The 18,599-nt window shown below is 59.3% G+C and carries 15 protein-coding genes and 4 pseudogenes; 9 read left to right on the top strand and 10 right to left on the bottom strand.

The window, feature by feature from the left end:
* Window positions 1-399 precede the first annotated feature (399 nt).
* Entirely contained in the window at window positions 400-837 is a 438-nt protein-coding gene (locus AC0L24_RS29510) for a phytanoyl-CoA dioxygenase family protein (RefSeq protein WP_473564632.1), read from the bottom strand.
* A gap of 646 nt (window positions 838-1,483) precedes the next feature.
* The gene (locus tag AC0L24_RS29505; protein ID WP_473564631.1) at window positions 1,484-2,926 is read right to left on the bottom strand and encodes a lysine N(6)-hydroxylase/L-ornithine N(5)-oxygenase family protein; all 1,443 of its coding nucleotides are present in this window, start codon (window positions 2,924-2,926) and stop codon (window positions 1,484-1,486) included.
* Between the two features lie 1,043 nt (window positions 2,927-3,969).
* On the opposite strand from AC0L24_RS29505, the gene AC0L24_RS29500 reads away from it, so the two are divergent.
* Window positions 3,970-4,134 carry a hypothetical protein gene (locus AC0L24_RS29500; RefSeq protein WP_473564630.1) on the top strand — a complete coding sequence of 55 codons (165 nt, stop codon included), beginning with the start codon at window positions 3,970-3,972 and terminating at the stop codon, window positions 4,132-4,134.
* 400 nt (window positions 4,135-4,534) lie between these two features.
* On the opposite strand, the pseudogene AC0L24_RS29495 reads toward AC0L24_RS29500, so the two are convergent.
* Window positions 4,535-4,728 (bottom strand): annotated as a pseudogene (locus tag AC0L24_RS29495) (transposase); the annotation flags it as partial.
* Between AC0L24_RS29495 and AC0L24_RS29490 the strand changes: the two are divergent.
* From AC0L24_RS29490 to AC0L24_RS29470, 5 genes and pseudogenes are all read left to right on the top strand, one after another.
* Window positions 4,729-4,925 (top strand): annotated as a pseudogene (locus AC0L24_RS29490) (IS5/IS1182 family transposase); the annotation flags it as partial.
* Between the two features lie 36 nt (window positions 4,926-4,961).
* Window positions 4,962-5,264, top strand: a complete 303-nt coding sequence (locus AC0L24_RS29485; protein ID WP_473564655.1) for a hypothetical protein — start codon at window positions 4,962-4,964, stop codon at window positions 5,262-5,264.
* Window positions 5,265-6,456: 1,192 nt separating this feature from the next.
* Window positions 6,457-7,539: an HlyD family secretion protein gene (locus tag AC0L24_RS29480; RefSeq protein ID WP_473564629.1), complete on the top strand. Its 1,083-nt coding sequence runs from the start codon at window positions 6,457-6,459 to the stop codon at window positions 7,537-7,539.
* 32 nt (window positions 7,540-7,571) lie between these two features.
* Window positions 7,572-9,728: a peptidase domain-containing ABC transporter gene (locus tag AC0L24_RS29475; RefSeq protein ID WP_473564628.1), complete on the top strand. Its 2,157-nt coding sequence runs from the start codon at window positions 7,572-7,574 to the stop codon at window positions 9,726-9,728.
* Window positions 9,729-9,914: 186 nt separating this feature from the next.
* Window positions 9,915-10,330 (top strand): annotated as a pseudogene (locus tag AC0L24_RS29470) (transposase); the annotation flags it as partial.
* 15 nt (window positions 10,331-10,345) lie between these two features.
* On the opposite strand, the gene AC0L24_RS29465 reads toward AC0L24_RS29470, so the two are convergent.
* Window positions 10,346-11,289 (bottom strand): IS630 family transposase gene (locus tag AC0L24_RS29465; RefSeq protein WP_473564653.1). Its coding sequence is split into 2 segments (ribosomal slippage): window positions 10,346-10,953 and window positions 10,953-11,289, totalling 945 coding nucleotides; the frame shifts between segments, so codons are not numbered across the junction.
* A gap of 91 nt (window positions 11,290-11,380) precedes the next feature.
* Here AC0L24_RS29465 and AC0L24_RS29460 point away from each other — a divergent pair.
* The 3 genes and pseudogenes from AC0L24_RS29460 to AC0L24_RS29450 all read left to right on the top strand — a co-directional run.
* Window positions 11,381-12,152: pseudogene (locus AC0L24_RS29460) on the top strand (IS256 family transposase); the annotation flags it as partial.
* A complete protein-coding gene (locus AC0L24_RS29455) occupies window positions 12,149-12,373 on the top strand; it encodes a hypothetical protein (protein WP_473564626.1) in 225 nt (74 codons plus the stop codon). The pseudogene AC0L24_RS29460 and the gene AC0L24_RS29455, both read left to right, overlap by 4 nt.
* 233 nt (window positions 12,374-12,606) lie before the next feature.
* A complete protein-coding gene (locus AC0L24_RS29450) occupies window positions 12,607-12,894 on the top strand; it encodes a hypothetical protein (protein WP_473564625.1) in 288 nt (95 codons plus the stop codon).
* Between the two features lie 70 nt (window positions 12,895-12,964).
* On the opposite strand, the gene AC0L24_RS29445 is transcribed toward AC0L24_RS29450, so the two are convergent.
* The 6 genes from AC0L24_RS29445 to nifE form a co-directional block, all read right to left on the bottom strand.
* Window positions 12,965-13,855, bottom strand: a complete 891-nt coding sequence (locus AC0L24_RS29445) for a universal stress protein (RefSeq protein WP_473564624.1) — start codon at window positions 13,853-13,855, stop codon at window positions 12,965-12,967.
* A 92-nt stretch (window positions 13,856-13,947) separates the two neighbouring features.
* Complete coding sequence (locus AC0L24_RS29440; protein ID WP_473564623.1) at window positions 13,948-14,652, bottom strand: response regulator transcription factor; 705 nt, start codon at window positions 14,650-14,652, stop codon at window positions 13,948-13,950.
* Window positions 14,653-14,750: 98 nt separating this feature from the next.
* Complete coding sequence (locus tag AC0L24_RS29435) at window positions 14,751-15,230, bottom strand: NifX-associated nitrogen fixation protein (RefSeq protein WP_473564622.1); 480 nt, start codon at window positions 15,228-15,230, stop codon at window positions 14,751-14,753.
* Between the two features lie 14 nt (window positions 15,231-15,244).
* Window positions 15,245-15,742: a nitrogen fixation protein NifX gene (gene nifX / locus AC0L24_RS29430; protein WP_473564621.1), complete on the bottom strand. Its 498-nt coding sequence runs from the start codon at window positions 15,740-15,742 to the stop codon at window positions 15,245-15,247.
* Window positions 15,708-17,090 (bottom strand): nitrogenase iron-molybdenum cofactor biosynthesis protein NifN, encoded by a 1,383-nt coding sequence (nifN, locus tag AC0L24_RS29425; protein ID WP_473564620.1) that lies wholly within the window; start codon window positions 17,088-17,090, stop codon window positions 15,708-15,710. The genes nifX and nifN overlap by 35 nt, the downstream gene beginning before the upstream one ends.
* Window positions 17,087-18,589 (bottom strand): nitrogenase iron-molybdenum cofactor biosynthesis protein NifE, encoded by a 1,503-nt coding sequence (gene nifE, locus AC0L24_RS29420; RefSeq protein WP_473564619.1) that lies wholly within the window; start codon window positions 18,587-18,589, stop codon window positions 17,087-17,089. The genes nifN and nifE overlap by 4 nt, the downstream gene beginning before the upstream one ends.
* Window positions 18,590-18,599: the final 10 nt, after the last annotated feature.

The raw sequence follows: 18,599 nt of genomic DNA, 5'->3' as shown, positions 1-18,599 counted from the left end.
GCTCTGGCCCCAGGCTGGCGACGACGGACGCCAATGGGGCTTTGGGCGTCAGAGAAGACCGGCCGCCCACCACAATGATCGACGTGCCGGAAGCATCGTAACGGGGCTTCGGCAATGCTCTCGTGGCCACAAATCAGATCGCCAAACTCTCCGCATTTTTTGAACGTTCGATCATTCGGGTGCATGCCTCGCCTGTTGCCTGGTTCAATCGCGATAGAAAATGCCGTTTGGCGGCTTGAGGGTTGTCTAAATCAGCCACTTTCCCCTCTGGTGGATTGAGGGCACGCTTAAGCCCATTATATTCGGCGCGGGTCGGTCCACCGGTTGAAGCACGCTGGAAGACCAAGTAGAGCGTCGGCTGCGAACGGTTGCTTTTATTCGGCTGCGAGTAATGCGGTGCTAATCGTCGAAGATGAAGATGTCGCCAGCCTTCCATACTACGGGTTCCAAGGAGAATGTTTTGGCGACCTCGGGATTAATCACCCCACCGGCATCCATGGGAACGATCCCCTTCTTATGGTTGCCGGGGCTGAAGAAAAACCCGCCGTTGCCCGGGTCGGAGTGGTCGACGCCTACCGCAACGACCGCATGGACCATCCGGTAGGGCAACCCGTGTGGAATGTGATAGATGTCGAGAATATTCTCGGCCTTGGAGGTGATCTTTCGATTATCCATCGTCTTCTCGAACCACATGAGCCATTTGTCATCGCTGACCTCCCAACGTGATACGTCTTCAACAAAGCTGGAAATGCGTTCCACAGCCACGGCATCGAAGAACCTTTCGAGCCTGACATAGCCGTCCTTCTGCCACTTTTCTCTATGTGCATCAGTCAACATGCGAAAGGCCTCCTGTTCGTAGGACAGTGGTCTAACATCCCGCTTATGGCAGTCGGGCTCGGGTCAGGCTGTGCATCGACGCAGACGGTACTCCACGGCATCTGGGGCGGCGGTGCTAAGCACGTTCCGCTCCGGGTATGTTGCAGGGCTTTGTTGTCCCTCCTCACTGGAGAGATCGTCGAGGCTTGTAAACGTCTGCGGAGCGGTACGTCTGAAGGGTACACGGCCGACCATGCTGTTGATGATGCGACTGCTCGGTCGGCGACCTTTCGTGCAGTCTGACCCAGCGCAAGCCGTTCCCCACACAAGTTTCTGCGACACGGTCCCATTGAGGCTGGGCGATCAGGGCCGGCACATGCGCGACATGAGCTCCAACGATGAGCCACGACACCCACTGCTACGGGCCGGTACCCTCCGCTGAGCGTCGACCCAGCAATGGCCACCAGGGCCACTGCGCATTTTCGAGTGAGCGACCTGCTAAGGTCTTTGCGGCCGAAGGAGAAATGCTGGCCCGCGGAGTAATGAGATGGGCAGCTGAGTCCAACTATTTCAGCTGCGATGATTTCGGAGAAGGCTCCGGCTTTCGCTACGGCGAAGGCCGCCATCGTTCCTTGGATGCCACTGCCGATGATCCGTAGTCGGCGGGTCATATCCCGCCACCCATTTCTGCAACGGGGTCGAACCAGCTGTCGACGGAGGTAGGGCTGATGAAGCCGGGATACTCAGAGTCGGCGCGAGGCGCGCGCCCCAGAAGGCTGTCGAGGATGCGACGCGCTCGCCAGGCCAGTAGGCTTAGATTCGGATCAGCCAGCCCGCGCTGCCCGAGGCTCGCGTTTTGTACGAAGATGCGTCTGTCACACGGTCCGTCCCAGCCCACCGAAAAATCGTCGCCAATGGCCAGTTCATTGTCGATCTTTTCCAGCCGGTCCGCCATCGGTTCCAGGAAGGCTGGTACCGCGTTCTCGTAACCGGTGGCCAGGATGACGATGTTGGCCGTGACTTCTTCGAATTCGTCCATGCCGTGCCGCAGGGTCAGCCTGTGAGCCGCGCCGGCATTGGTACAGTGCAAGACCGTGCAGCCCGGCCGCAGTGCGATTGCGCATCGGTTTGGCTCAAGAAATGCGTGGCGGTACAGCGCCCGATAAACAGCGCGCAACGTGCTTTCCGAAATGCCGTCCGAAGCAAGCATAAAACGCCGCAGGAACAGCCTGCGGTGTGACTCGCTCATAGCCGCAAAACGATCCGAAAAGCAGGGCATGAACAACTCGTTTGTGAACGGGCTGTCGTCGAGGGGTAGGTAGTTTTCGCGTTGCGAGGCCCAAGTGATTGAGGCAGGCCGCCCTTCTTCCGGCCGACCGACGAGATGCAACAGCACCTCGGCTCCCGACTGTCCTCCGCCGACCACGCAGACACGCTTTTTGTGCACCTCAGGGTGGATGTGCCGTAGTTCAGATGAGTGGAACAGGTTGCGTCCAGTCCACCCCTTAAACTGAGGCGGAACTTTCGCCTGCTTGCCAATGCCGATCACGACGTTTCTGGCGCCGAGAGCCGCGTTATCCGTGCGCACCCGAAACTCGCCGTCAAAGCGAATTTCGCGCACTGTCTGGCCGCCGCGAACAAGCGGGTTCCTTTGGAAGGCCCAGCTCAGATATTGCTCGAACTCAGCTCTGAGCACGGCCTCGAACTGTGCATTCAGGAAATGGTAGAGACGCCCGTTCTCGTGCAGGTAGTTTATGAAAGTGTAGGCTGATCGCGGATTTACGAGCGTGACCAGATCCTTGAAGTGGCTGACCTGGAGCTCCGAGGAATCGAATGCGCTACCTGGGTGCCAGCGGAAATCGACTTGCCGATCCAGGAACAGGGCCCCTTGCCCCATTTGCTCGTGTATCTGACACGCAAGGCTCAAATTGGACGGTCCGGCACCCACTCCAATGCAAGAGAGCTCTACTCGCTCTGTTCGTGTAGGTGTTTCCCAATCAGGCGACGATCGCGGCGAATATCGGCCACTTGGTGTACGCTCCACACGGGCATTCTCCTCCGTGCCGCTGGAGTTGCTAGAAGCTTTCGTGTGGTCAGCTGTGAAGCCCATGGATCCCAGCATAGTGGTGAGATTGACACTCATGTCGGCGAGGTGTGGGGCGGCGCGATCGACGGCCCGCTCCCCGCTTCGAATGATCGCGTCTCGGTCAGCGAGATGCTTTCCAAGCTTATCCCGTGTTTTAATCGGGCGCAGTCGCTCCCTCCAACATAACCCGTCGACGTTTGAGCAGCTTGGGGATCCGCGAGGGCGCGGTCTCGAATACAGCGATAGCATTCTTCCGTGGGCCTGATCATAGGACGCATCCTTGATGTGTTCGGAAGGACCCCTGCATCTAGCGTGCCACAAGGAAATTGACCGATATTGGACAGTGAGGGGTAACCGTACGCCGGCCAAGGCCCAAGCGGCCGATCGGTCGAGTTGCGTCATGGCAGGCAACTGTGACCCAGTGGACACAGCCTCGGTTGCTTAGGCCGTCCGGCCGCTGTCCGACATAAGGGTCCTGACCTCATCGCCAACCCAACGCGACGGACTTAGTGCTGCTTTAGGTTTCCTGTTGTCGGGTCCGCCATCCGCGATGCTTTTCCGTGATGTGCGCACTCCATGTTTTGCATCTGCTGAACAGGGTTCTAAGACGTTCCCCGTGGGATTGGGATGTCGCAATTGCCTTCCCACGGCTCAAGGCCGAGATCGGGTTCTCTTTCCCTGGCAGCATACGCCGCCGACCGGCATCACGGATTCATTCTCTCTTGGGCTCTATGAAAGGAGGACCGGCGATCTGCCGGCCGACAGCATCGTTGACCGATCTGCCTTTTCTCTACGGAGAACAAATGAAGCCGACATGTGCGGAAGAGAGCATCCTCTCCAGACGATATAGAATGACCTTTGGTAGGCTCTTGTCGGGTTTGTCGAATTCGCTACATGGCGATGTTCGGCCGCGTTCGCAACTAAGCCGTCAAAGAACATGCATAAACGCTGTTTGGGGTTTTCTGTCAGTTGGCACGACCTTTGATGATCTCGTTGTACAGCGGCACACGCTGCTACGGTGAAGCTATTGTTTCACCCCTGATATTCAAGCTAGGAAAGGAGAAAAGATGAAGACCAATATGCAAGCCTATGGTGTGACCGAGTTAACGCGCGAAGAAGCATGCGCAACCTCCGGAGGGCGGTGGTTCTGGGCAGCGGTGGCAGGATTTGGCGCAGTTGGTGCGTTAGGACTGGCTATAGCAGCATTGGAAAGATATCTTAAGCATCATTAAGACGATGTGCGGGGACGCGATTCTACTAGCTTATGCCTCCAGTAAACAGTACTTCACGATCACGCGAGGCCACTATAGCGACCCTACGCTGAACCGCTGCGGCGAAAAATATCGGGAGGCTTTCAGCCTGCTGTCAGCTAGAGCTGCCAGAAGGTTATCATTGGAACAACCGGCCAGGAAAGAGACCTTATGGATATGCCAGCTTAATGTTACAGAATTGACTCCTGAAGAAGCATCCTCAGTTTCGGGGGGATGGTTATCACCTCTTGGCTTCGCCATTTTCGGAATTGCTGGATTGGTAATTATGGGTATATTTGTAGATAGAATTCTGAAACATAAGAGCTAAATGGCTACTGACAGATAGGCGAACAGTATCTTTGGCCGTAGACTCATAAGCGCGCAGCCACAGGCGCATTGAGGCGAGCTGGACCATAGCGAGGAAGTTGTTGGCGAGCTTGTCGTAGCGGGTGGCGATGCGGCGGAAGTGCTTCAGCCTGGAGAAGAAGCGCTCGATCAGATTGCGATCACCGTAGAGCCGTTTGCTGAAGCACGCTTCCAGCGCCGATTGCTTTTAGGCGGGATGTTGGGCGTTGCCGCTACGAACCACGAACCACCTGCTACAACCGCTTCGCGATGGCGGAAGGCGGGCGTGTGGGACCGGCTGATGGATGCCATCACCGCCGCGCGCGACGGTGACATCCAGATGATCGACAGCACCTCTGTTCGCGCCCACCAGCAGGCCGCGACGGCAAAAAGGGGGCCTAGATAACTGTCTCGGTCGATCGCGCGGCGATTGGCATTCGCTGCGACTCGGCCTGGCCGGCCAGATGCAACTCACCGGGCACCTCAGCCTTTCTGCTGAGGTGGCGCTCCTGTTCACGCGGCTCGACGGCAAAGATCAGCACCATATGCGCTCTTTCATCGGGCAAATCCCCGAGGACGGCGATGGGCATGGTGTCCAGATCGAGGCGGTGTTGAAGTACGAGGTCGCGGATTTGTTCAACATCGGGGTCGGCTCCCGCTACTGGGGCGTGTCGAATAACGGCACCGCTCATTTCGAAAAGGTCGGTTTTTCCCCGCAGGTCGAGAAGTGGGGAGGTAGAGCGCTATGGCGTGTTCGTGCAGGCTAGCATCAAGTTCAACTGAGAGAGCAAGAACCGAGGAGAGCGGTCCTTCCGGGCAACGAAAGCATCAATTCGCTGGTCAGGCATATTGCCGATCGCCCACTCGGGTTAGGCTGAGTGCAGCGCTCCATCCAGGTTCTTCACCCTGATCGGCGGACCAGGTGAGGTTCTGATGATTGCCATTCGACCACCTGTCCGAAATGTACCAGTGTTCTTTACTCAATGCCTGAAGTGCTTCGTAAAAGAGGAGCCGTTGCCCACAGGCTCCGCCGCTGGAATTCCTGCTTCGCAATCGTGGCTATTCCGAACCCGCTCCAATGAGCTTTCGGTATCCTCACAGGAATCTTCCTGTGCAAGAATGGGTTCGTCGGATGAAGGCGACTGTTTTGACGGCCATCAGAATATGGGCCAAGTCTGACTGGCAGTGGGCGAGCGCCGCGGCCTGTGATCGTCGGGTCCGATTGTTTGCGCTAAGATTCCAACAAACGGTTCGATGATGGCGTTTACGAAGCCCGCATGAAAACACCTCGGGGCTCCGGCTTAGACAACGCATTTTCATCAGCCCAGCTGACAAACAGCCCTGCCGCGAGATCGACTTCGGAGGTTCTCGGCAGAACACATCGCAGGTTCAGCTCAAACAGCATGTTGACAGAAAGGGCGGTAACGTGACTTCAGCGCCAAGTACCTCGCGTTGGCCCCTGCTGTCGGGTTTGTCGAGTTCGCGACACGGTGATGTTCGGCCCGGCGTTCTGCCGCGCTCTCAAGTAAGCCGGTAAATCTAAATGCGTAAGCGCCGTTCTGAGATTTCTGCGAGTTGGCACGATTCTTGATGTTCTCGTTGTGCGGCGGCACACGTCGCGAAAGCCGCCGAGCGGAATCACTGATTCCGTATCCTATTTTAGCTTCAAGGAAGGAGAAACAATGAAGACGGACCTGTCGGCTTATGCTGTAACCGAATTGAGCCTTGTAGAAGCATCTGCAATTTCGGGAGGGTTCCTTTGGCTTTTGGCAGCTGTAACCTATTAGCTCTTGTAGCTGCGAGTATAGGTGAGGTGCTTGTCAACCATGGATACAAGGATTGAACATAATTTCTGCCAAAACTATGCTTCATACTGACGATAGCTCATTGATTCCTCTTTCTTCTGAACGGGTCAACTGCACTGCAGAGAGCATCCTTGCTCGGCGATCAGGGCGATCTTTGGCCATCTACAAGGTACTTGTGCTCTCTGTGGTTGGGGCATTGCTGTCGCTGCCACTCATCACCATACCGGTGTCTGTCCAAAGTGCCGGTAGCATTCGCCCCACCATCGAAAAGACGCCCCTAGTGGCGCCGCTCTCGGGACGCATCTCCGGCATCCTTGCCGCTGAGAATGATCTGGTTGCCCGCGGGCAGGAGATCCTCACCCTCGATGATAAGGTCGTCGAGGAAAAGCTCAGGGCGCTTACAGGCGAAATTCGCGCACAGAGCGATCTTGCCCGTGACCTCGAAACCCTGATCTCTTCCGGCACGGCCAAAGACCCGATACTCCTCTTGACCGAGTCCGCCACGGCCGAGGGCGCGCATTTCCTCAACCTGCTGCGCGAGAACCAAAACGCCCGCGATAATGCCGCCGCGGAACTCGACCGTGCTAAGCGACTGCTCTCCGCCGCTGTAGCGCCTGCAAAGGCTGTTGAGGAAAAGGCTCTCGCCCTCCAGACAATTGAGGTTCAGGGCGAGATCCTCGCCGGCCGCAAGGCCGCCGAATGGAGCCAGCAGCTCTTCGATACTAGGCTGCGCCTCAATGAACTTACGGCCACCTTGCATCAGCTCGAGAACGAACGGGATCTGACCCGCATTCGAGCCCCCGTGTCGGGCGCCCTCCAGCAGTTCACAGCTCTCAGCCCAGGCAGCTATGTCCAGGCCGGGCAAACGGTCGCTTGGGTTTCGCCGGACGCCGAACTGGTGGCGGAGATCTACGTTTCCCCGAGCGACATCGGCTTTGTGCGCCCCGGTCAGCCGGTGCGTCTGCAAGTGGATGCCTTCAACTACAATCAATCGGGCATCATTGACGCGACCGTGCTTGACGTGGCGCAGGACTTCATTCTCCACGACGGGAACCCGGTCTTCAAGGTCCGCTGCGCGCTCTCGCGCCGCCATCTCGCCCTCAAGCACGGGGTCACCGGTCACCTGAAGAAAGGCATGACCGTACGGGCCCGCTTCCTCCTGGGCGACCGCACTCTCCTGCAACTCCTCTACAGTGAGGTCGACGATTGGCTCAATCCGCTCCTGGCGGGCCACTGATTCTTCATTTTCCAAACAGTAAGCGAGCCGCCATGTCGAGCAAAGCCGTCAAGTTCAAGCAGCGCGACATCACCGATTGCGGGGCCGCCAGCCTTGCTTCTGTCGCGGCCTTCTATGGCCACAAGCTGCCATTGTCGCGCATTCGCCAGTATGCCTCGACCGGCCGCTCCGGCACCACGGTGCTGGGCCTCATGGAAGCGGCTCGGAAGCTGGGCTTTGTTGCCAAGGGGGTGAAGGGCGGCTTCGACAGCCTATACAAGATCCCCAAGCCCGCCATCGCGCACGTGATCGTCAAGGAGGTCCTGCACCACTTCGTTGTAATCCAGGCGGTCGACCCAAGGTGGGTCACCGTCATGGACCCAGCCTATGGTGAAGTCCGCAAGCTGGCGCACGAGGAATTCAAAAAGAAATGGACTGGAGCCCTGGTGCTCCTGGTTCCGGCAGACACCTTCAAGCGCCGCGACGAGACCACCTCGCCCCTAGCTCGTTTCGCGCGTCTGCTCGCACCACACAGGGCGGCAATGGCGCAGGCTCTCGTCGGGGCGCTGGTGACGACGATCCTTGGCCTCTCGACGGCCATTTACGTTCAGAAGATCGTCGACCATGTGATTACAGGGGGCAACCGCAATCTGCTCAACCTCATGAGCGTCGCCATGCTGCTGATCTTGGTTGTGCAGATCCTGGTCGATCTCCTCAGAAACCGGCTCGTCCTGCAAACGGGGCAGAAGATCGACGTACAGCTGATCCTCGGCTACTACAATCACATCCTGAGCTTGCCTCAGAAATTCTTCGACAGCATGCGCATGGGCGAAATCATTTCCCGCATGAACGACGCGGTGAAGATCAGGAGCTTCCTGAACGACGTCTCGATCAACATGTTCGTCGACGTGCTAACGATACTGTTCTCGTTAGGGCTGATGTTCATCTACTCGTGGAAGATCGCCTTGGTCGTGGCGGTCTCCATCCCCTTGTACCTGTCAGTCTATTGGACCATCAACCGGCTGAATAGGGGCCGCCAGCGCGCTGTGATGGAGAGCGCTGCCGAACTGCAGACGCAACTGGTGGAATCACTCGGTGCTGTTTCCACGATCAAGACCTCCAGCATGAAGAGCTTTGCCAACTGTAAGACGGAGACCCGCTTCATCAAGATGCTGCACTCCGTCTACAGCTCCGGCCTGATCTCGATCTTCGGAAACAGCACCTCGAGTTTCCTTGCAACGCTATTCACCATCGTGCTTATGTGGTACGGAACGACGCTTGCCTTGGATCAAACCGTGACACCCGGGGAATTGCTGTCCTGCTATACCTTGCTGGGCTATGTCACCCGGCCGGTTGCCGGCCTCATCCAGACCAACCGGGTCGTTCAGGATGCTTTCATCGCGGCAGATCGCCTGTTCGATATATTCGACCTCGAGCCGGAAAGCGGTGGCGGCATCGACGCCACCAAATGCGGCATTGGCGACATCAACCTGGGGAATGTCACATTCCGCTATGGCGGGGAGCTGGACCTTTTCCAGGATCTTAGCGTCACCTTCCCCCGCGGGGGAATGACTGCGGTTGTGGGTGAAAGTGGCTCGGGCAAGAGCACCCTTGCGGCGCTGCTGCAGAATGTGTACCCCCTTGACGGTGGGCACATCCGGATCGGCCCCTATGCTATCCAAGACCTCTCGACCGTATCCCTGCGCAAGGTTGTCGCTGCGGTGCCTCAATCGATCGACGTGTTCTCGGGCTCGGTCATCGACAACATCGCAATTGGCGAATTCGAGCCGGACATCGAGAAAATCCATCGAATCTGCGCTCAAACAGGGCTGAGGGATGTGATCGAGCGCTGGCCGGGTGGCTTCCAGGCCTATCTCGGCGAGAACGGCGTGCGCCTCTCCGGGGGCGAGAAGCAGCGCCTAGCGTTGGCTCGTGCTTTGTACCGGGATCCGGAGATCCTGATCCTCGATGAAGCGACGTCATCACTCGACGCCGTCGCCGAGGCGTTTGTCCTGCGGGTGGTTGAGGATCTGCGTCGGGACGGCAAGACTGTCGTCGTCATCTCTCATCGACTGAGCACCATCCGTGGCGCCGATAAAATAGTGGTCTTGGACAAGGGGCGGGTCGTTGCGGAGGGAAAGCACGCTGATCTGGTGACAATCGAAGGCGCCTATGCCCGCTTGTGGCGAGCGCAAACCGAATCCAGCTAACAGCTGGGGTGAGGCTTGATCGCAGAATCCCAAGGCCATAAGCCAGGGTGGCGTAATATTGTTGCTGTCCGGCTTCAGGGGCGCACCAAGGTAGTGTGCTGAGAGTTCTGCAAATTCGCTGAGAGAGGGCGGTCATGGCAGGCTGGTGATTGTTCACGTCACCGATTCCCGCGAAGGAACGGCACCATGACCAAGACTGAAGATAAATCCGCCAGCACTGCCGTCAAAGACATTCTGCTTTCGAACCCGGACGGATTTCACGAAGTGATCCGCGCGGTGATGCAGGAGGTGCTCGAGGCCGAGATGGACGAAGCGCTGGGTGCTTCGAAGAGCGAGCGCACGCCGGAGCGGCTTGGCTATCGCTCGGGTTACTATGGCCGCACCCTTGTGACGCGCGTCGGCAAACTCGAACTTCGGGTTCCGCAGGACCGTGTCGGGCGCTTCTCCACCGAGTTGTTCGAGCGTTGCCAGCGTTCCGAGCGGGCCTTGGTGGCGACGCTGGCCGAGATGTATGTGCAGGGTGTGTCGACCCGCAGGTCAAGGCCATCACCGAGGAGCTGTGCGGCCATGCCTTCTCGGCCTCGTCGATCTCGGGCATCAACTAGAGCGGGATGAGATTATCTCCGGTCATAGCCTGAGTTTGCGAAATAGTTTGAGCATTCGTGTTGAGTGACACGATTGAGGGTTTGGCCGATTGCGTCGCAGACGGCTTCGACGGTTCGCTTTGCGGCTTTTCGCAGCCAGTGCTTGAGCTTGGCGAAGAGCTGTTCGATTGGATTGAGATCGGGCGAGTATTTGGGAAGGAAGAAGAGCTTCGCACCGGCTTTGCGAATGGCGCGCCGAACGGCCTTGCTTTTGTGAGAGCCGAGATTGTCCATCACAACGATGTCGCCCGGCTGGAGGGTGGGCACGAGAACCTTCTCGACATAGAGGAGGAACCTCTCGCCGTTGATCGGCCCGTCGATGAGCCAGGGCGCTTCGACGCGATCATGGCGCAGCGCAGCCAGGAAGGTCATGGTCTTCCAGTGGCCATGCGGCACTTTGGCCTTGATCCGCTGTCCGACCGGCGCCCAGCCCCTGAGCGGAGCCATGTTGGTCTTGGTCCAGGTCTCGTCGATGAACACCAGGCGGGTGAGATCGATCCGGTCCTGATACAGGACCCATTGCATCCGTCGGCGCGCAACATCGGGACGATCTTGCTCGCTGGCGATCAGCGTCTTTTTTTGTGAGACAGCTTCTCGGCGTGCACGAACTCCCACACCGAGCGGTAGTCGACCTTCAGGCCGCGCTCGCCGAGTTCGGCCACAAGGCCGCGCAAGGTGAAGTCCTTCTCCCGGCAGCGCTCGACAAGCCAGTCGCGCCACGCTCCCGATATCTTCCTCGGCTTATAGCCGCCCACTTGGCGGGGCTCCACGCTGCCCGTCTGTTCGACCCGCTTCAGCCACTCGATCGCCGCGCTGTAGCTGACGCCAAATCGAGCAGCCGCCGCGCGCCGCGAAAGCCCTTCAACCTTAACCGCCGCAACAACCCGTTCGCGCAGGTCCATCGAGTATCCAACCATCCATGCTGGCCTCCTGCCCTGCATCAAGGTTGAATCAGATCAACGCTGATTTGGGAATCCCACGACTCCCATAAATCTCATCCCGCTCTAGCGGCTGGACGAGAGCCTCGCTGCCTTTGCCAGGCGCCCCCTTCAAGAGCCGTTTCCTTACCTCATCCTCGACGCGCGCTATGAGAAGGTGCGTGAAGCCGGCGTCGTCATGAGCCAGGCGGTGCTGACCGCGGTTGGCATCGACTGGGACGGCCGGCGCCAGATCCTGGCTGTGGAGATGGCTAATCGCGAGAGCCGTTCGGCCTGGAAGGACTTTCTCGTCGCACTGAAGGCGCGCGGCCTCAAGGGTGTCGAGCTGGTCGTCTCCGACGACCATGCCCGGCCTCGTGGCGGCGATCGGCGAGGTGATCCCGGAAGCCGCCTGGCAACGCTGCTACGTCCACTTCTTCAGGAACGCGCTCGATCAACTGCCGCGCAAGCACGGCGACGACTGCCTGCAGGAGTTGCGCTGGCTCTACGACCGGCGCGATCTCGCTGAGGCAAGGGCCGATCTCGCCGCATGGCTCGCCACGCCTCGCTATCCACGCCTGACAGGCTGGGCCGAGGATGCCATCGAACAGACCCTGACCTTCTTCAGGCTGCGGAGACAGCATCACAAACATCTCAAGTCCACCAACATGCTCGAGCGGCTCAACGAGGAAATCCGCCGGCGCACCTATGTCGTGCGCATCTTCCCCAACGCCGAAAGCTGCCTACGCCTCGTCAGGGCGCTGGCCGTCGAGACCAACGAAAACTGGATGGAGGCCAACCGCTACATCAATATGGACGACCTGCGCGAGCACAAGAAGCTCGCTCTACGCCAAGCCGCATGACCAGCATCATGGGATTTTTGTATCATGCGGCGGTCTGCTTTCGCCGCGCGGAGTTGGTCAGGATTGCCCAGCCGGGGCGAACGCGGATGGCATTTCGCAGTTTGATGAAGCCTCAGGACGGTCTCATCGATTTCGCGCTGGTGGGCAATGTTGGTGGTGGTCCACGCACTGCCCGCGAAAGCTCTTGCCGCCCGGCAAGTCGGCTGAAAGCCCGTTCTTAAATGTCCGCCGCCTTATGAAGGTAGAACCTGAATTCGCGTCGCGATCTGGCGTGGAGCCCTTAGTCGCATTTGGTGGCCCCGATTCTTGCCGTTGATGCGCTTCATCGAAAAACGATCAATTTTACGAACAGCAACGGACATGAAATCGCTGCTGCATCAATTTCCGAGCGGATACGAGCGGTCTACGGGCTGGATCTTCTGAGGACGATCAGCTGCCGTCGCCGTTGTTTCAGTTGTCCTATGTCATGCTGGTTCGTCAGCTGTCAGCCGCGCGTTTCGTTGGGGTCGACATCTTCTTTGTGACCTCGGGATTTCTGATCAACTCCGACATCGTCGAGCGGAGAGGCGAATTCTCGTTACTGGACGTCTATCCCGCCGTGTTCGACGAATCTTCCTGCCCAGCGCGTGCGGTGTCATCTCGGGTGAGCAGAACCGCAGGCGCAATTGAAGAAGGGGTTATATTCCCGGTGGCGCCGCGTGCAGATCCTGCAAGGGGCTTCTCGCCGTCCCCTTTCTTCTAAAGCTGGCATCAGAATAGGTCACCCGGGAAGAAGCAGAGCGTCGAACAGCGTCGTCGCAACTCCGGACGAGTCAGCGCGCCAAAAACAGCGGCAATGTCGGCTTCTCGAATGTCCATCTCGTCACACCGCCAAAGAGCCGCTCACGTAATCCACGGCTGCCATAAGCGCCCATGACGATCAATTCGGCAGACGTGTCGATTGCGTGCTGCACAAGCACCGTGGCGACCGATTTGCCGGCACTTGCCAACACGTCAACCGACACCCGAACACCGTGTCGAGCGAGATAGTCAGCGATGTCGGCTCCAGGCTCCGAGCCGTTCCCGTTGTAGTTCGCCTTCGGATCGACCAGGGCGACACGAACGTCCTCAGCAACGCAGAGGAGACCCAGCGCTTCCCGAACCGCACGGGAAGCCTCGACGCGCGAATCCCAACCGACCAGGACGCGCCGTGGCCACAGGGTCGCCTTAGCCCCCTTCGGCACAACGAGCACCGGCGTTCCCGTATCGAACAAGCAGCCATTGACTACAGGAGGGCCGAGAGTCTCGTCATTGAGAAGGCCCGGTCCGATGATCGTGAGATCGGAACAGCGCGCCCGCTGTCGTGCCAATTCACCCAGGCTAGCCGGATCGCAGCAGTCGGTGTCGATGTCAAATGAGAGCGACATGGATCCCAGCAGCTTCTGAAGATCTTTGGAGCGTCTTTCCAGTCTCGCGATGTCATGGGTAAATCGATCGATCTCCCGAAAACGATCGTTCAATCGGGCAATGGCCAGTCCACATCCCACAGGCCACTCGGGGACACCATTTCCGATCGACGGATAATACGACATGAGGAGCATCGGAGGCGGTAGGATCAGCACGGAAAGGTGCGCGCCGACTTCGGCACACAAGCCGGCGGCAGTTCTGACGTCCTGATCGGAACCGTCATCGCCGGTCACGCAGAGTACGCTTTTGAAACCCATTTGCCTGCTTCTTCCCGAGTATTCGTTTAGGCGTTCAAGCCGAACCGGCTCACAGCGAGGAAAGGGCTGTGGGACCAGACCTGGCAGGTGATTTAGCCGTCCGGATTATCGAGCGAGTAGCCGGCCGACCTGACGGTTCGAATGACGCTGCCGGGCGAAGCCGCCTGAAGGGCTTTTCTGATCCGGCTGATATGGACATCGACGGTGCGTGCACCGACATGGATGTTGGGCGGCCAGGCCGCGCGGATAAGGTCGTCCCGGCTGAAGACCTTCCCGGGGGCTTTGATTAAAAGCCGCAGCACGTTGAACTCGATGGGTCCGAGATGAATGTCGTGGCCGTTGCCGCGAACCCGGTGGGCATCGAGCTTCATCTCGAGGCCGCCACAGGAGAGCCAGCCGCCGTTTTCAAGACCATTTTCGCCCCGTAGGGGCAGCGCCAGCTTCGCCCGCAGACAGTCCAGCAGCTTGGCCGGTGCGATCGGCCGCACAAAGCTCTCGTCAATCCCAGCCTTGAGGAGGCTGAGGTGCTGGTTCTCGGCGCCGGGCGCGATCAGGGCGATAACGGGCAGCCCCCCGGTCCGGGGCTGCTGTTTGAGCCGGGAGCAGATTGGGGATCCGGATATGCTCGCTGGCCCGCAGTCCAGCACCACGGCCTGAAATTCCCGTTCGTCCGCCAGTGCAAGCGCTTCCTTTGCGCCGCCTGCCGGCTCACTGTCGAAGCCGTCCACCTCCAGTATGTGGCTAAGGAACATATAGAACTCGGCATCTTGCGAACAGATCAGGACGAGTGGCTTCATCGTCGCTGCCTCAAGAGCCCATCGGCCTGTTCGGTTGAGTAGAGGCCGTCGCACCGCTCAAGACCTATCATGAGCCCTATGCTCCAATTCCGTTTCCATTACGCACGCGCCACCTCGGGATAGGTTTCGATGGCTGCGATTGCCTCGTCGACCAGTTTCGTACCGGCCGCGGCGAGTTTGCAGAACGTCTCGAAGCCGAACCGATGGACGTCTCGCAGGGTCTTGGACAGAACGACCAGCCGCCCGGCGGCAAAAAGCACGCGCCCGAAGCCCTCATGGCTCATTTCGATCATCGGTGATGCCATCAGGCCGCAGCGCTCCTCGATTGCAAGGGCGACGGCAGTGTAGAACTTGTCGAGCCTCCACAGCACGTCCGGATCGGGATCGCCGATGATTGGAATCGTACGGCGCTGTTCCTTGCTGACAATGAAATCGGCCAGCAACTCAGCGTCCGCTTTGCCGTCCCATGACCCGTGGGAATCCTGAGCACGGATAAGCCGCTCGAGGCATTGGAGAAACGGGCTGGCAAGCGCCACCTCGTCTTCGGCGACAGCAGGGCTAACCGCAGGGTCGGTCATTTCGCCTCCTCATTTCAGTCTTCGTCCTCAAAGGACGGTTTCTGTTTCGCAACGCCGGCTTCAGCCAGGACCTTGCGCAGCCAAGGTGGAGGGCAGTTCCTGAGCATTACCTGCGTGCGAAACAGCACCTCCTGGATGCTCTGAGCCTGCCGCACCTTGATCGGATGGATTTTTGCCGAAACAAGTTTGGCTGCCGAAGGTCCGCCGATCGCCAGGCAAAACAGGAGGTGGCAGCCCTTCAGCGCTTCAACCTTCGGTGTGATGCGGTCATCCCTCTCGGCCCGATGTTTCCCAGTTTCGTCGGAGACGTCGTCGAACTCGATGACTTCCACGAGCTCCCACTCCTCGCGAGTCATATCGTAGATGACAAAGCGCTTGGCCGACCCGAAATGGGCATTGAGTTGCTTGACGTCCTGAGTAGCGATTGCCACCCGCAAGGCGCCTGCTTGTCGTTCACGCATCGGACGGTGAACCTCGTCAGTGACGAGTGAGAGGCGACGCATCGGGCTCACCTGGCGTTTGCCGCCTGCGGAATGGATCAACCTCCTCAGGCGTCGGCGCGCGCCGGTCGGCCTGGAACAGGTTGGCAACCTCGAAGATCAGATCACGGGTTCCTTTATAGAGGATCGAGAGCTTGTGCTGGCTGCCGAGCCGGTCGAAGACGGGGAAGCCGATGCGCATGAGCGGAATGCCAAGGCGTTGCGACGCTTGGCGTCCATGTGAATGGGTGACCAGAAGATCAGCGCCGCCCGCAAGCGCTTCCAGGTCGCCGAGATCGCCGACCTGAATCGACTCCGCCGGTACCTTTTCCAGAATTTTCGACATATCGGTCGTCGTGACCGCCGCCGTGATATCGGAGCCCAAGTCGACGAAGAAGGTTGCCAATTGGTAGAGTTGGTCTGGTTCAGCTGCGATCGCAATTTTCTTGCCTCCGAAATGGAAATGTCCGTCGAGCAGCGCATCCTGCAATTGCGCCCGTCGGCGGCGGACACTTGCCGGCGCAGGCTGGCCAGAAATAGAGGACAGCAGGGAAACGAGCTGATCGGCGCCCTTTAATCCAGTCAGCGACTGAAACAGCACGTAAGGCACGCCGGTCGCCCTATAAAGGACCTCGGCCGGGCGGCGCATATGCTCGCCGATGGCGATGCAGTACCCAGCCGTGCCGAGCTCGCGGATATCCTCGATGCTCGTACCGCCATAGGTGGTCGGGACCCAGTGGTCTGGCACGGTACCGTCGAGCGAGCCTGAGAGGTCCGGCAAAATCACCGATTGAAGCCCAAAGCTTTCGACCATCTCGCGCAAATGCTCGATATCAGCCACAGTGAGGTTCCACCCGGGCAGGATTGCGACCTTCTTCGACTGGCGCGCCCGTTCGCCAGGTCGCGTAATACTTTCCATCATCGCAGTGACAGCCGTGGCCCAGCCCTCTTCGAGGGCACCGGCGAAATCCGGCGTGTTGGCCAGGACAATCTCCGTGCCAGCAAGTTCTGCCGCCCGCTTCAGCCTGATGTCGGTGATATCGCCTGCGCAATCTTCGCCACGGGTTTCCACCAGGGCCGTGGTGCAGACCCCGATCAGCTTTGGCTTCGTGCGGGTCTTGAGATTGAGGATCGCCTCTTCCAGATTGTCCGACCCGCCGAGGATGGTTGTTACTTCATCCATCGCGGTGGTCTGTAGGGGGATCGTTTCCTTGAAATGCCGCACGAGCAGCACGAGGGCGAAGCTGGTGCAGCCCTGGGCGCCGTGGAACAACGGCACGGCGCCGTCGATGCCGAGAAAGGCCAAGGCTGCACCCAGCGGCTGTGACGATTTCAGCGGGTTGACCGAGGCTGATTTGGTCTGGGGAAGGATACGGGTCATCGCATCTCCTCAACGTCCATCAAATTCGACGGCGCCTTGCCAGCGAATTCCCGGACGGCGTGCACGCTCTCGGTGTCGTTGCTCTTGCCCGGCGGTTTGTCCTCCACATGGTGCGGGCAATCCCACGGAGCGCGCTCGCGCAATTGGGCCCAGATCGGGTTGTGGATGGCGATGTCGATCTGCCGTACGAGTTCCACCATGCCGTCATATCCGGCATACGGGTGCTGGCGCTCCTGGTTGATGTCGAGCCAGGGCGTCTTGGCCTTGAGCGCGACGAATTGCGTGCGCCCGCCCGACAGCATGATATCGGCCTTGCCTCCAGAGAGCATGGCGTAAAGGTCGCGCGCTGGCATCTGCTCGAATGTGTGATTGTCGTCCTTGAGGACCTGCTTGATGCGCTCCTTGTCTTCGACGGTGGATTTCTTGATCGAGGTGCCGACGATCTCGATGCCGATCTCCATCAACGCATGGACGACCGACCAGGACTTGACACCACCCGTGTTGAGCAGCACGCGCTTGCCTTGAAGGCGGGCTCGGTAGGCCTCGAGCTTCTTCCATGCAATCGCCTCCTGCTCGACGATCAGCGTCTCTGTGTGGTCCAGGATTTCCGGATCGGCCCCCTTCCTCACCAGCAGCGTAGCAATTTGGCGGAGTGCCCCCGAAGTGTCCGAAATCCCGTAGAAGGAGCCTTCGAAGAAAGGGATGCTCCAGCGCTCGTCCATCTTGCGGGCTAGACTGACGAGGGCCGTCGAGCACACCACCATAGCCGCGCGGGCGTGGTGCGCGGAAGCGATGTCGAGATAGCGCGCGTCGCCTGGAATGCAGGCGCGAACCCGGATGCCGAGCCGGTCGAGGAGCGGCTTTATCAGCCAGAATTCGCCGGAGAGGTTGAATTCACCGAGGATGTTGATGTCGTACGGCCCGGCGTCATCGGGTTCCACCGTGCCGATCACATGGTCGAGCAACGCCTCGGCGGCGAGCTTGTTGCCGAAGTTCTTGGAGCCGGCCAGGCCCGGCGCATTGACCGGAACCACGGCCAAGCTGAATTTTTCGGCGGCGCGTTTGCAGACGGCCTCGATATCGTCGCCGATGAGCGCCGTCACGCAGGTCGAATAGACAAACACTGCCGGTGGCGCATACGCGTCCTTGATTTCGCGGATCGCCTTGAAGAGCTTCCGCTCGCCCTGCCCCATCACCACCTCGAGTTCGGTAAGGTCGGTCGTGAAGCTGGTGCGCCACAAGCTTGGCCCGGACGAAGCTGCACCGCGGTTGTCCCAGGAATTGCCCTCGCAGGCGAGCGGCGCATGGACCAAATGCGCAACGTCGGTGATCGGCTGCAGGACGATCTTGGCCCCGTCAAAGGCGCAACCGCCCGCCGCCGCTCCTGGCGTCAGCGCCCTTGCGCAGCCCTGCTTGCGCGCCTTGGCATCCTTGCCGCGGTTCTTGTCGCAGGCGGGCTCGTTGAAAACGTCCTGGATCTTCGCACTGAGCGAGCTCATGGCGTCAGTC

This window comes from Mesorhizobium sp. WSM4809, assembly GCF_055811655.1.
Note: the sequence above shows the minus strand (reverse complement) of the source record. Positions and strands in the feature narration are given on the sequence as shown.